12 protein-coding genes and 1 pseudogene are annotated in these 13,060 nt (G+C 43.1%); 6 read left to right on the top strand and 7 right to left on the bottom strand.

Going from position 1 to position 13,060, the window contains the following annotated elements; genetic code table 11:
• Nucleotides 1–22 precede the first annotated feature (22 nt).
• Nucleotides 23–202 (top strand): DUF6496 domain-containing protein, encoded by a 180-nt coding sequence (locus CRT24_RS02695; RefSeq protein ID WP_099369721.1) that lies wholly within the window; start codon nucleotides 23–25, stop codon nucleotides 200–202.
• A gap of 69 nt (nucleotides 203–271) precedes the next feature.
• Here the strand turns inward: CRT24_RS02695 and CRT24_RS02690 are convergent, their stop codons facing one another.
• The 6 genes from CRT24_RS02690 to CRT24_RS02660 all read right to left on the bottom strand — a co-directional run bounded on the left by CRT24_RS02690 (nucleotide 272) and on the right by CRT24_RS02660 (nucleotide 5,422).
• Entirely contained in the window at nucleotides 272–1,492 is a 1,221-nt protein-coding gene (locus CRT24_RS02690; RefSeq protein ID WP_099369720.1) for an enolase C-terminal domain-like protein, read from the bottom strand.
• Between the two features lie 104 nt (nucleotides 1,493–1,596).
• A complete protein-coding gene (locus CRT24_RS02685) occupies nucleotides 1,597–1,809 on the bottom strand; it encodes a hypothetical protein (protein WP_099369719.1) in 213 nt (70 codons plus the stop codon).
• Between the two features lie 398 nt (nucleotides 1,810–2,207).
• On the bottom strand, nucleotides 2,208–2,525 hold the full coding sequence (locus CRT24_RS02680; RefSeq protein WP_099369718.1) for a hypothetical protein: 318 nt from the start codon (nucleotides 2,523–2,525) through the stop codon (nucleotides 2,208–2,210).
• A 42-nt stretch (nucleotides 2,526–2,567) separates the two neighbouring features.
• Nucleotides 2,568–3,497: a sensor histidine kinase KdpD gene (locus CRT24_RS02675; RefSeq protein ID WP_144034488.1), complete on the bottom strand. Its 930-nt coding sequence runs from the start codon at nucleotides 3,495–3,497 to the stop codon at nucleotides 2,568–2,570.
• Nucleotides 3,498–4,346: 849 nt separating this feature from the next.
• Nucleotides 4,347–4,730: a helix-turn-helix domain-containing protein gene (locus CRT24_RS21360; RefSeq protein ID WP_099369715.1), complete on the bottom strand. Its 384-nt coding sequence runs from the start codon at nucleotides 4,728–4,730 to the stop codon at nucleotides 4,347–4,349.
• A 284-nt stretch (nucleotides 4,731–5,014) separates the two neighbouring features.
• Nucleotides 5,015–5,422 carry an AraC family transcriptional regulator gene (locus CRT24_RS02660; protein WP_099369714.1) on the bottom strand — a complete coding sequence of 136 codons (408 nt, stop codon included), beginning with the start codon at nucleotides 5,420–5,422 and terminating at the stop codon, nucleotides 5,015–5,017.
• 1,303 nt (nucleotides 5,423–6,725) lie between these two features.
• On the opposite strand from CRT24_RS02660, the gene CRT24_RS20795 reads away from it, so the two are divergent.
• The 3 genes and pseudogenes from CRT24_RS20795 to CRT24_RS02645 form a co-directional block, all read left to right on the top strand.
• Nucleotides 6,726–6,896 (top strand): hypothetical protein, encoded by a 171-nt coding sequence (locus tag CRT24_RS20795; RefSeq protein ID WP_180269048.1) that lies wholly within the window; start codon nucleotides 6,726–6,728, stop codon nucleotides 6,894–6,896.
• 368 nt (nucleotides 6,897–7,264) lie between these two features.
• Nucleotides 7,265–8,524, top strand: coding sequence for a fimbrillin family protein (locus CRT24_RS02650; protein ID WP_180269047.1), 1,260 nt, complete (start codon nucleotides 7,265–7,267; stop codon nucleotides 8,522–8,524).
• 764 nt (nucleotides 8,525–9,288) lie between these two features.
• Nucleotides 9,289–9,837 (top strand): annotated as a pseudogene (locus tag CRT24_RS02645) (DUF6766 family protein); the annotation flags it as partial.
• A 99-nt stretch (nucleotides 9,838–9,936) separates the two neighbouring features.
• On the opposite strand, the gene CRT24_RS02640 reads toward CRT24_RS02645, so the two are convergent.
• Entirely contained in the window at nucleotides 9,937–10,764 is an 828-nt protein-coding gene (locus CRT24_RS02640; RefSeq protein ID WP_218962565.1) for a 2OG-Fe(II) oxygenase, read from the bottom strand.
• Between the two features lie 295 nt (nucleotides 10,765–11,059).
• On the opposite strand from CRT24_RS02640, the gene CRT24_RS02635 reads away from it, so the two are divergent.
• Nucleotides 11,060–11,278 carry a hypothetical protein gene (locus tag CRT24_RS02635; protein WP_099369711.1) on the top strand — a complete coding sequence of 73 codons (219 nt, stop codon included), beginning with the start codon at nucleotides 11,060–11,062 and terminating at the stop codon, nucleotides 11,276–11,278.
• A 125-nt stretch (nucleotides 11,279–11,403) separates the two neighbouring features.
• Nucleotides 11,404–12,426 carry a nucleoside hydrolase gene (locus CRT24_RS02630; protein WP_099369710.1) on the top strand — a complete coding sequence of 341 codons (1,023 nt, stop codon included), beginning with the start codon at nucleotides 11,404–11,406 and terminating at the stop codon, nucleotides 12,424–12,426.
• Nucleotides 12,427–13,060: the final 634 nt, after the last annotated feature.

The following is a 13,060-nucleotide window of genomic DNA, read 5'->3' as shown; positions in this document are numbered from 1 at the left end:
AAGAACATTAATTCAAAACGCTATGGCAAAGTATTCAGAAAAGGCATCTGATAAGGTAGAAAAATCAATGCACGAGATGAAAGAAGGAAAGTTAAAAACTGGAACAGGCAAGAAGGTAACCTCGAAAAAGCAAGCAGTGGCAATTGGTTTGTCGGAAGCTAGGAAAGAGGGTGCGAAAGTTCCGAAAAAGAAATCTTTATAAGACAATAATTCAATTGTCAAAAAGAAAGAGCAGGTGATTTTAATTCCTGCTCTTTTTATTTGGTGGTTACTAGCCTATTGTTTTGAGTAATTGCATTCCAAATCCTGGAAGCATCGGCGGAATAAGTTTTCCGTCTTTAACGGTATAAGCTGTTAGGTCTACATCATCTGAGCTGCTGGTTACTCCTTCAATAGTGACTGTATTTCCTAATCCTCCGGCTAGGTGTGCGGTATAGTTTGTTTTTAATAATGATCCCCAAGCGTGTGGCGATGCAGAGGTGCCGGTTTTCACCAATTCAGGCATCATTTTGCGCCAGTTCGTAAATCCGAGGCCTTCAATATCTGTAAGTTGAACATCAAGAAGCTTCTGCTCAAACAGTTTTTTCAGGAATGCTTGATCAGGATCGGCTTCTCCGTCAGCTAATAGTGTATTTAGTTTTTCCGCTTTTACAAATTGTCTTAGTTTTTGGTAATCTTCGACGGTCTCATGAAAGGGCTCTTCGATCCAAAATAGCTTAATGCCAGCGATAGCCTGTAAATATTTTATGAAGTCATCCGATGTAAAACCATTATTGCCATCTACTAAGATTTCACAATCTGGAAATGCTGCAGCAACGGCTTTGGTCACTTCGATATCACGTTTCAATCCTTCACTGGCAGGCATCCATTTGTGACCTCTTCCAATTTTCAATTTAAACTGTCTATAGCCAACCCCATAGTCAAACTGGCATTCTTCCAAGATGCGGTCTATCCCGGCCGGTTTATCTTTGGGTTCTAGATCATCGAAATAAATCATGCCACTATAATACTTGGTAATAAAAGGATCTTTTTTACCAAGAAGTTCATAAACTGGTTTTTGTAGGATAACGCCGGCGAGGTCATGCAGTGCAATGTCAAAAGGGATGTTTTTCTCAGACAAGTTTCCAGTTTTTGTTGAAAAGAGGTCTGATACTTTCTTTCCTATCAGTTCTGGAACTAGCTTTTTCGCGTTTTGTTTAGAGCCTCGCAGGGATGCCCATCCCATTGCACCTTGGTCGGTGCGAAGGGCACAAATATCTAGATCGGGACCATATCCATGTAAATCAAGCTTAGCATTCTTGCCTACAAGTCGAGGGTAATTTAATTTTACACGAGAAAAAACAACGCTATCTATTTTATGTAACGCTAGATCCTTTTCTTGGTAGGGTAAATCTAAAGAGGAAAGTATATCTGTTCCGTAAGATTTAGAAGGTATAAGCATGGATGAAGCCAGGCTTATATTTAATGCACTTATAAAGTCTCTTCTTTTCATAATTTAGGTTTATGTCGTTGATAATTAGGACTTAATTTACAACATTTTTATCAAACAATAAGGGTTAAGGTCTGTTATATTGTTGTTACACAATCGTTTTAGCTCTAACTCTTTTCGCCATTTGAGTTTACTTGAAGGATTTCTGCTTTTTGTTTCAGGCAATGCAGGCTTGCAATATAATCGCTCAATGGATTGATGGGTTTGTTAAACTTCCAAGACCTCTTTTTCCTTAAGGTCTCCACGGCCTTATTCCAATCGCTCTTATGGGGACCGATAGGCCTTAGAAACCAGCCTGTGTCACGCTTTGCTATAGTCATTTTTTGCTTTATTCCATCTCAAGGAAAAACTTTCAGGAACCAATGGCCTTCATCGATTCAGGAGCGAGAAAACAATCTGAAACAGTAAGCAGAAATCTGTTGTCTGTGGAAAACTCGGCAAAAATTCCTAGGACTCTCTCTTTTACCTGATCATGGTTTATTTCTGCTACTTCTAGTACGTGATGAGCTTATTGAAGTACATTGAGATCTTCTTTCTGTATCCTCATTTGCGGATCCCGCCCCATTGCTCATACTCCATTTCTTTAACGGTTCAAGAGAGTATTAGGAAGGGCTGATGTCAATATGTACCTGTTCGGGAATTTTACGAGAGGTCGTCCCCCGGCAACCAGTACACCTGGTCCTCAGGGGTAGAGTCGTTCAAAACTATTCCTGAGCTTTCATGCTGTACCTGTCCATCTGCCCACGATAACAACACTGTTTTCTTTGTCAGATCCTATTAAAGGCAGTGAATTGTCTGGTGAGATCCCACCCCTTCTTATGCTGTTGCCGTATATCGGGAAAAAATTGAACTGATGGGCTGTCTTGCCGGCAACGTTATTTCCGATCGTAAATCTATTTCTATCGTAATTACCAGGCAGGTTTAATTCCGAGTTTGGCCTTTTTGCACCCTTTCTTGAGAATCGAATTCGTCGGATTTGGTTTAAACCGATTGGGTTCCGTTTTCCAGTATCCGGAATCTCAGTTTGCCATTCCATCCTCTAGGGCAACGCTGAAGACCGATCCCGAATCAGAACTGCTTACCTCGATCCTTCCCTTGTTGCGTTCCACAATGTCCCAGCAAAGGAGCAGCCCCATTCCATTCCCTTTTCGTTCTGGGTGCCGAGTGATTTTCCCTGTGGCATGCGGAATAAGGTCTCTAGAGTGGCTTTGTCCATTCCGGTGCCCTGATCTCGTATATGCACATATTGCATCCCTGATTCCCGATTCGAGGTAACCGTTATGACCCCATGTCGAAAACTGAATTTGATGGCGTTACCGATCAGGTTCCTAAATACGATAAGGATCTGGTCCCTGTTGGCCAGTACGCTATCGGTTTCACCCAATTTGCAATCTACCAACAGGTTCTTGGCCATGATCTGATCTCGATAACCCTCAATCGCCTCTTCGACCATGGACCTCAGCTGGAATGGTTCTCTCTGCTGGGATAGACCATTTCGGCTGCTGTTAGCCCACCTCAACAGAGTATCAAGTACTTCGGTCTGCCTTTGTAAGCTCTCTTGGATATCCTTGATATAGACCCTGGAAGCCACATTGCTGATTAGCTGCTCTTTGAGGCTCCAGATCAGGTTTTCAAAATCCACAAAAGGGGCCCTGACATCGTGTGCCAGCATGGAAATGATTTTTTCCTTTTCATAATTGACCTGCTGCAGCCTTTTTTTCTTTTGCTCAATGTCATCCATGTTTTTGTAGATCTTGAGCAGGAAGTAGTTTGTTATGTAAATGATGAACGCCAGTGCGCATACCAAATTGAATACGGCTCTGGTCCGTGGGACAGCCGAGTCAATTGAGTACCGGCCCTGGGAGAGGAAAATAAAGCCCATGGAAAGGATGACCGCTGCTCCGTAAATGACATGGGTTTTTCTATTTTCGTACATGAGCATGGACAGGATCATGATACACAGCAGGAAATACTCGGCACCATTGCTGAAAAATACTGCCCCGGCCAAGAAAAAAGCAAAATTGCTGATAAGAAGCGTATCTCTGGCAATTGTAGGATTTTTCTTGTATTGAAAAAAAAGATCGTTGCTAATGCACAGAGAGAATTTGAAAGGTTTATGGCCGAGAGGATTGGCCTATCCGAGAGGAGGTTCACAAATGAGAAGAACAGGGTAGGTGGTATACAGAAGCAGGCGATAAGGTTGACCATGCGTATTCGATCTTGCTGATTGGAGGTCATCCCGGCACGTGAACCGAGATTTAGCAGTTTGTGCCAGGACCGGCGGAGTCTTTCCATTCTGGGTAATGAGTGGAACAAAAATAAGAAAAAAGGCTTGCCGGCACAACCTTTAGGGACAATGGAATCTTGTGGGCTCGTTGGGCTGGGGTTAGTGTACAGGCCCTTGGGCACTCTTGTGGGCCAATTGTGTCCCCCAGTGCGTTCTAAGTATACCTCTGCCTTAGAGGAGACTGCGGAGGCCTGGGAAAAGTCAGGTCTTACGTGGAGGGGGGCTGCCAAATTCATCAGCAGATTGTATGGAACTCTCAAGGACTAAAGATAGGGAACAGTTTTTGAGTGTTGAGGTGCGAGGTTGCTTGAAGCAGTTTTTCTAAAGCTGAGGAGTGTCTGCCCTTCATGAGATTAACTTATCTTTGAGTTGCTCGGGAACGCAAAGTGGTCTCCCAGACGCATGTGCTTTACTATGTTTGCGAGTTGGGGTGGGAGGGCTGTCTGGTAAAATTACTGTAAACCCATGAAGGGGAACGATCGGTGGGGTTGGTGCCCAAAAAGGCTGCCGGATAATCTCTGTACTGTAACCCTATGCTGTTGGGGACTGAGAGTTTTCGTCTTGAGCTGGCTAAGGAAGAAGGACCATGAATGTTCGGGGGCACATTTTGTAACGTCTTCGAACTGCGGATGCAAATCGGATATAGGTCTTGAAACCGCCGGAACGGGCCAGAGATGAGAGTTTGATCTTTTCTGTGTCCTGGGAATTTAGGTCGATCTCTTTGATGTAATCTATCCTGAGGTTATCGATGAACTTAGAGAACGAGGTTCCATATGTTTGAATGAGTGCCCTGTTGATGTGACTAGGTTTGAATCCAATCTCGGAGGATATGCTTGTCAGTGAGCATTCGGGCAACAGATACCGTTTAGCTCCTACCCAATTGGCAATAGCTTCGTGAAGATCCCCTGTGGAGCGAGGTTCGTTTGTCTTATTGTAGTCTAAAGAAGTACCCATGTTTGAATCTGATTAAATTTCTCTGCGACATTGCTGAGGTCGCGCTTGGTCCTCCCATTCTCTCCTCTTTATATCTTATAGAAAGGAATGGTCTCCACCAAGAATTTCATGTCAATATATGAATATTTGGCGATTGCGAGAAATATTTTTCTGACCGCATGAGAGGCCCAAATATTTCCACTTCCATCTCTTCCAATTGTGAAAGTTCAGAGATCCTTTGGCGCAGAACAGGGAGGCTGCATTCCATCGGGAACCAGTTTGTCCAAATGGTCTGGCAGGTTTGCCTATTGCTGAAAACTGGAAGCCAAGGGATCCTGGGCTAGGATCGAAATGAATTCTCTGGGAGACATGTTGTACATTCGACGAATCGTAAAAGAGAATTTTCCATAGGTGCTGAATCCAGCAACCCGGCAAAGGTAGGAGATCTTCAGATCTCTTGCACTCTCTGACTCCTGGAGCATATCCTTCAGGTGATTTACCCGCAGCCTGTTTACGAAATGTGGGAAGGGGAGCCCGTATTCGCGATTGACTACGTGAGATACGTACTTCTTGTTCCAACCCAAATCCCGAGATACGAAGGTGAGGGATGATTGGGGCCTGAGATATCCCTTCCTGCCTACCCACTGCCTGACCGAACTTGCAACCCGTTCAAAAGTTTCCTTGTCAAGATATTCGTACTTGAATGCATTCATTTTTAATGGTTGATTTTGAGCCCCGCCAACTGGTCCGAATTATAGGTCCAGTTATGTGGGGGTGCTAGTGATTCAAGTTAAAAAAAAATTCCAGAACGGCACAACTTTCCGAATTTTTTCCAAAGCTGGGGAAGAGAAAGTTTCTGGGGCCTTTGTCCGACTGAATTCGCGAATTAAGGTTTTCCTCAAAGCGCTGATTTGTGAAATTTTGGGGACACGGGGGACCTTAACCAATAATTCAAGTTAACCCAGAAGGAACTTGAGGCCTTGCCAAACTGCCAAGAAAGTAAATATCCCGAGCATTGCGAGGGTCAGGTGGTAATGGTTTCTCCCGTCGGAGTTTCTGTTTTTTGAACTCATTTCAGTATTTTTTATCTCACTTCGCTTTTTCATGGTGGTTTGGGACTGCCCAAATAGAGGATATAGACACAAACAAGAACCGAGCCAACATTCGCCTGTTTAGTCCGGACGCCGAAATAGTGCCGCAACATTCCAGTTACACTATGCGGAGGCTATTTGTCAGAGGTGCCGATTCATGGGCTGAACTGCGTGGCCTTTATCAAGTGACTGATTGATTAAAAAAGCCGGTGAGAAAGCTCTCCTTTCTGGCCATATTTCCTTAGATAGTTCCATTGGCCAAATGGGGTAGTGGATCGCACCCATTTCAAGCCCGTGATACCAATTTAATTCTCCTAAGCCTATGTTATGGGCGGCTCTCTTTTACTGTGGCAGGGTTACGGAGTTCAATTTTTTGGCCATCTCATAGTTTTCCATAGCTCTAGAGTATTCGAAAGGGATGAGCTCCGGCCACTCTGCCAGCCCCTCTCTTATTGTCTCTAGGGCCTGTTTTTCCCCATGCTCCTCCGCTTCCTTCCGTGCAGCGCACTGAAGGCTATCAAGATACTCTTTTGTCGGGGGCGGAGGGAACTTTCGTCCATGTAGTCCTGAAGCAATGTTTCTTCGCAAGTCTTTTTTCACGATTTAAATCAGTTTGTGGCGATCGGTAACGCCGGTTGATATTTCACAAATATATGAAATATGTATAAAATATTGATGTTCAGCATTTTTTAACCTTAATCTGGAAGTTTGTTGGCAGAAATAAATTTTGTTTCGCAAGAGTACACGGAATTTCCGGAGAGTATTGATCCTGTCCTGTCGGACAATCTCCACAAATAAAATTTATCCCAGTTCCTGGAGCCGGATTTTATAGAGTTAAATATATTAACCCTGTGTATTTGCGCATGTTTTCACTGGATCGTCCCACGATTCAGGCGAAAAATAAGAAGAATCACACTGTTTAACAATGAAAAAACAATATTCAACACCTAAGATCGAAGCTTTGTGCGTATTCCTTGAGGAGGGCATCGCCGCGGGTTCTGCATTTGTCCGTCCACACAAAGGTTCGGACCAAGTCATGGAAAACTGGTATCAGGACGACACCCAGACCAAAGATTTCGATTGGAACGAACTATAATCGATTAATTTTAACAACTATCATCAGATGTATCAACAGATTTTTTCAAGAGGCATAGTGCTGAGGATCTTGGCCATGTGCATTATTTTTCCTGCATTCCTTTCCTGCAAAAAAGGTGATTCTGACTCATCTTCCTCCGTCTCGGCTGAGATAAGGGTAAATGTATCGGTGGGCGAACCGGAGGAGGACCGCCTCACGGTGGGCAGCAGCAGGTCGGTCAGAAGGACAAGTGAGCCCGATGTTCAGTCAGCCACTGTCCAGCTTGGGGGGGCAGGTCACTAGAGGTCGAACTTCACGGGGCCTCCTATGGACATTTCGGCTCTTACGCGGACGTGTCTGATACAAGGTCAAGCGGAGCTGCAAGCGCTGTGGTACAGGAACGCACCAAGGCATTGGGCGAAGGGGTGAGGTACAGGGTAGTGGTCTATGCTGAGGGTGGGAAACACATTGTGTCCCATGACTATACAGTTGGCAAGGGCAACCCAAAAGACCGCTTTCAACTGGATGCTGGCAAGACCTATACTTTCTTGGTGTATTCGGTCAACAGCCAGACAGAGCTTCCCGAAATCCAAAATGGGGGATCGATTTCCACGGCCAGGCTGGTTAACGTCAAGAGCTCACTTATGTTCTTCAAGAAAACGATGAAGCTCGGTTTCGGCGAGACTGACCTGAGTGCCGTACTGCAGCACCAGTTCAGCGAGATCACGACCATAGTTGAGATGGACAACAGCATGACGGGATCCATAGAGTCCATTCAGGGCATGCAGATCGGTTCTGCCAAAGAAAGTGCTACATTGAATATCTCGGACGGTTCCTTAAGCTATCCGCAAGAATCGGTAAGCCCAACGGTTACCTTTCCCGCAATTGCTGCGGGATCCAGGGTCATTACAAGCAATCCAGTGGCGCTGATCAGTCCCCAAACCAGTAGCGCCACGCTCAAGATCGCCTCATTGAGGATCGATTCGGAGACTAAGAACAATATTACCGTGCCCGGAATAAAAATAGTCCCTGGCCACAGATACAACCTGGTGCTCAAGTTCAGGACCTGCTCTGTGGACGTCACTGCAGAGGGCCTGAACTGGAGATATGCCCAGAAAAGCTGGGAAGAGGGAAATTGGTTCATCGCTTATGAAACATACACCGGGATCTATAAGACCGACGAGAATAAGTACTATAAGAACAACGAGGTCATAAAGAACGAGTTCAACGCACCCCGGGCGAATTACGGTTTCCAGTTCGACATCACCGAGATGGACAACGCCTTCAACATGAGCGTTAACGGACAGTACATTTTCGGCAGCTCCGATCTGGAACAGGTACAGTTCGAGACTGCGAGTTCACTGAAGATTAACCGTAACATACAGTTCGCTGACGGTTCCGAATATACTATCGGGGGCATTGATCAGATCTACAACATGAAGGGTACGCTCAATGCCCCTCTGCTGAGGATCATGATCAGTAGGAACGGGGAGGTAACGATGCTGGGAAGTAAGACCAACGGTGGTCCGCTATTTCCACTGAAGCTAATGGGGGGGGCAATCCTTCAAAAGGGTTGTCTGGAATTCAGAGGGAGAGAACAAGGTCGTCGTTACGCAGAAGGTCGCCGGAAGGACGATCATCATTGGTAAGGGTTCGGGGAAGAAAAGGATTTCCTGTCCCTAGAACCCACTAGATATTCAAATAATACTGGCGGTGCCGAACACTTTATTTTCAGCACCGGCAGTTCGGCTTAACAAGAGCCCGCTTTGTGGGATTCTGGCCCGCCTTAAGATACAGATGTACCCAGACTTCTACCGATGCTTAAATCTGAGGCTAGGGTCACCGGTCGGTCACTTTCACTTTTTGCAAGAAGTAGAAAATTTTACAGCTTTTCTTGGCCATGCTCGAGAATTGGTCTATATTTATGGTTTAACCATGCATCGGTTCGAGAGTCCTTGGACACATAGCTGAGAACGATCGATGGTCCTTCCTATTATTTGTACGGGCACGCACCGTACGGGCCGAACGCAACATGCCAACTATAATTAACAGGATAAACAAGCACCTAGAAATAGCAAAGCTGGAATCTGAGCTAAAAGAACTTAAACCGGTACTGAAGTGCATAGATGACCTCGTCTTCAAGGTTGACAAGAGCGGTACGGTCCTGGATTGCTGAACCAATAGGGCACAAGACCTTTTCTATGACATCGATTATATCATAAAGCCGAATGACAGGTAGAACTAAACGTTCCCCCCAGGTGTTAATCCTGTTGAATGGTACAAAACAATCTTCTGTATGTCAAGAAAAAACGCTTTTTTATACAGCAACGGGCTATCGGTAGTTTTTCTTTCCCTTTTTGCCGCAACCATATTTGGCCAGGTATTCTTTGGGTGGAAGTAATACAACGGGGAGCTCCTGGAAATGTGGATGCCTTCCCTATCACTGAGTGCTTACCTGTCTTCCGGACACTTTGCCTCGGCCACCTTTGAGAACTTTCAGAGCGAGTTCCTGCAGATGGCAATGTACGTGCTCCTTACGATCTCCCTGAGGCAAAAGGGGTCTGCTGAATCAAAATCGCTAGAGGGCAAAGATGTGGTGGACAGGGATCCAGACCCACACCGGCCGGGAGCTCCATGGCCAGTTAGGAAAGGTGGGTGGGCGCTCGCCCTCTACCGGAATTCCCTTTCACTGGCATTTGTCTCCCTTTTTGTCATCTGTTGGCTCGTGCATCTGATGGGTAGTCATGCAGAGTTCAATATGCAGCAACATGCCGAGGATTTGCCATCGCTGACCATCGTTCAGTATTTGCTCGAGCCCAAGTTCTGGTTCGAGTCCTTTCAAAATTGGCAGAGCAAGTTCATATCTGTGGCAGCGATAGTGGTCCTATCAATATTTCTTCGGCAACAGGGCTCTCCAGAATCCAAACCTGTGGATGCTCCCAGTTCTGAAACAGGAAAGTGATGGCCAATTTGGGGAACGTACCCATAAAGCTTGAGGCCCAACTTGCCCCATGGGGGACCTGTTTCCCTTTTGGGCATTTCGTGGAGTGAGGTATCGCCCTTAGAGTAATTTTGCCATCACCTTCTGGTACAGTTTGGCGAACAAGGTCTTTTTCAGCCTTCTGCGCTCAAAGTCGGTCCAGGCAGAAGCATCGTCTTCGGAATCCCTTCTCTTGACAAAGATAGAATTGTGCCCCTCCTTGAAAGCTATGGATTCACTTTCAGGCCGACCGTTTGAATAGTAATACAGGGCCAATGATCTTCTGCTCATCCCATCGGGACATGCCAAGGGGTTTGGCAAACCGTGATAGGATTTGGAGGTCGTAGAAAACATCGCAATAGAATTGAAATTCGGAGCAAACTTATCGACACAGCCTATCATTTCTTCATCCCATAATTCAAAGTGTCCACCATACTCGTCCTTCCAATCCTTGTTAAGATATACGATGATATTCACACGCCTATCTAACCCATTGATAGGATGCTTGTTGAAATCTGCATGAACTTTGAGTAACCCACCTTTTTTCGTCTCGTGCAAACCAGCACCTGAAAAATAAGGATCCCCAAATAAAGTCTCATCTATTCCAGTAAGTTCTTTTACAAAATTTAAAAAGGGTTCTGAATTTAAAAAATGCATCAACAACTTCGTCTTATCACCAAAAAGTTCCTCCCCATTTCCAGCCAATTTCTTCTGTAAAGGATCATTATAAACTATATTATTGCCCTTAGACAAATCAGGAAATTCGTCAACAACAGAGGATAAAAAATAAGGGTTGAAAAAATTTTCAAAATAAATGCTCGGAAATGGTTTCGCATTTTTATACTTGGTCTTATGCTCTTTAGCATACGCCAAAAGATCTTGATTGTGTGAATTAAGATATGGGTTCATTGTCTGTAAGTGTGATAACAGCTATTAAGCCATTTAAGTTAAAATTAGTTTGATATGGCAAAGTTCGCTAATAATCAACTACATGGAATAGAAAAATCGCATTAAACTTTCAATTGTCGATGTTCCGCTACGTAAAATCATCACTAAAATTAACTCTGCATTAAAAATTATCGAAATTCGCGATATCATTGGTTTTCAGTTATTTTAAATGTTGTGAAAGTTTTCTATTATTAAACCAAAACATTTGTCATCACAAACTGTTTATATCCAAATTATAAACTTTAAAACATCAAATATGAAAGGAATTTGGAAATTGAGAACAAGACCAGTGGCATTATTGATAATGCTTTTTGTATCTGTACAAGCCTGGGCGCAAGAAAAAGGATTAGATATCAATGTAGATATTGACAAAGGCGACGAAGGAATGTTTGCCAAACCATGGGTATGGGTAGTTGGCGGAGCCGTATTCATTCTATTATTGGTCGCTTTACTAAGAGGTGGAGGAAAAAAATAAACAATGGGAAAATAGGCTTTTAATTCGTTAAAAGCCTTTTTTGTTCAAATTGTTCGTCACCATATAGCATAGACCTTACAATTCTTTTTCTTATATTGAAGGTTCAGATACCTAAACTATAAATTATGAGTAAGCCTACGCCAAAATGGATTCATCTGTTGATATCCATCATGTTCATATTTGGTCATGTCCAAAATTCAATGGCCTCGAAAATCAACAACCCAGATTCCTCCAAAATCAAAGTGATTTTTGATACAGATATGGGACCCGACTATGACGACATCGGTGCCATAGCCCTGTTACATGCTTTTGCAGACCGAGGTGAAATTGAGATATTGGCAACTGTGGCTAGTGATTCTCATCAAGACATCCCTGCAACCATTGAGGTATATAATCGATATTTCAAAAAAGATAATATCCCCGTTGGAAAGACAACAAATCCTTTGGCTCCAAACTTCACCGCTGCAAACAATTGGAATAGAAAAATAATCGAACTATTCTGCCCCGAATTGTTGAATAAACAGTATCATCCTTCAGTGGAAATCTATAGAAAAGTACTGGCAGAACAACCCGATAACAGCGTAACAATAGTGACAGTAGGGTTTATGACCAATATTGCAGAATTACTAAAATCTAAAGCAGATAAATATTCTAACTTAACCGGACAGGAATTAGTGAACCAAAAAGTGAAAAACTGGGTGGCAATGGCTGGGGCCTTTCCGCAAGGAAAAGAATTCAATATTCACGAAGACGCTGAATCAGCAAAATATGCTTTTGAGAATTTCCAAAAGCCTATCCTTTTTACGGGCTTCGAAATTGGGGACAAAATAAAAACAGGTGGCAAAATTGCTGACTTAAATCTGAAGAATAGCCCTGTCTCAGTGGGATATAAAATCAATTTTGACACCTATGCCAAAGATAAAGTGAATTCTAGAAGCTCATGGGATCAAACCGCAGTATTAATAGCAGCAGATAATCCTGAAAAATATTTTTATCTCAGCGGAAATGGAACAATGATAGTAAGTGCAGATGGTTCGAATCACTGGGAGCCAAATGACAAAGGAAAACATAGGTTTGTTATCCATAAATTCCCTTACCAAAAGATAGAAGAAACCATAGATGAATTAATGCTCCACCAACCTGAATAAAGATTAGTATTACTTTGTTTAACAAAATGAAGAACTATTTAAGGCTAAAAAAAATCCAATCGATTGCCAGGTATACTAAATTGCTATGATCTTAATTAAGTACCTGGCGATATCTTAATATTGAAGACAGCAACTGTATACGATAATTCTTTTAATAAAATTTGTTAAAGTTATTGATGAGCGTTAGTGTGATAACCCATTAAACTTTGTTTCGTAAAATGTACGAGCTCTTGTTGCATTGATTGCAAGAATACCTCTTTACTGGCAAAAAAAACAAAAATGATTTCACCCACCAAGGTCTACGAACGCGGGAAAAAAGATATGCTTCCCCACAGTGTGGACATAATGGATGTGCTTGGCTCAGTGCAGTGCTTTTTAAACTAATAATCTTCATACAATAGTTCTAAAAAATTTGAATGAATTAATTAAAGACCATTATCTTAGAAAAGATAAGGTTTAGGGTTTAGTAAAATAAAACGCCCAAACTATGGAATTATTTTTTGTCTTTCTAAGTATGATCAAAATACATGTAACAACACGCATAATTAAACGCCATTTTTACAAAGAGTTTAATCGATTGAAAGTTAAATGTTTGTTGTTATATTCCTGTTAAGGAATTGATAAAAATTAATTA

The sequence above is a fragment of the Sphingobacterium sp. 1.A.5 genome, from assembly GCF_002734235.1.
GTDB classification, from domain to species: Bacteria; Bacteroidota; Bacteroidia; order Sphingobacteriales; family Sphingobacteriaceae; genus Sphingobacterium; species Sphingobacterium daejeonense.
This window is presented reverse-complemented; position numbering and strand designations above follow the sequence as displayed.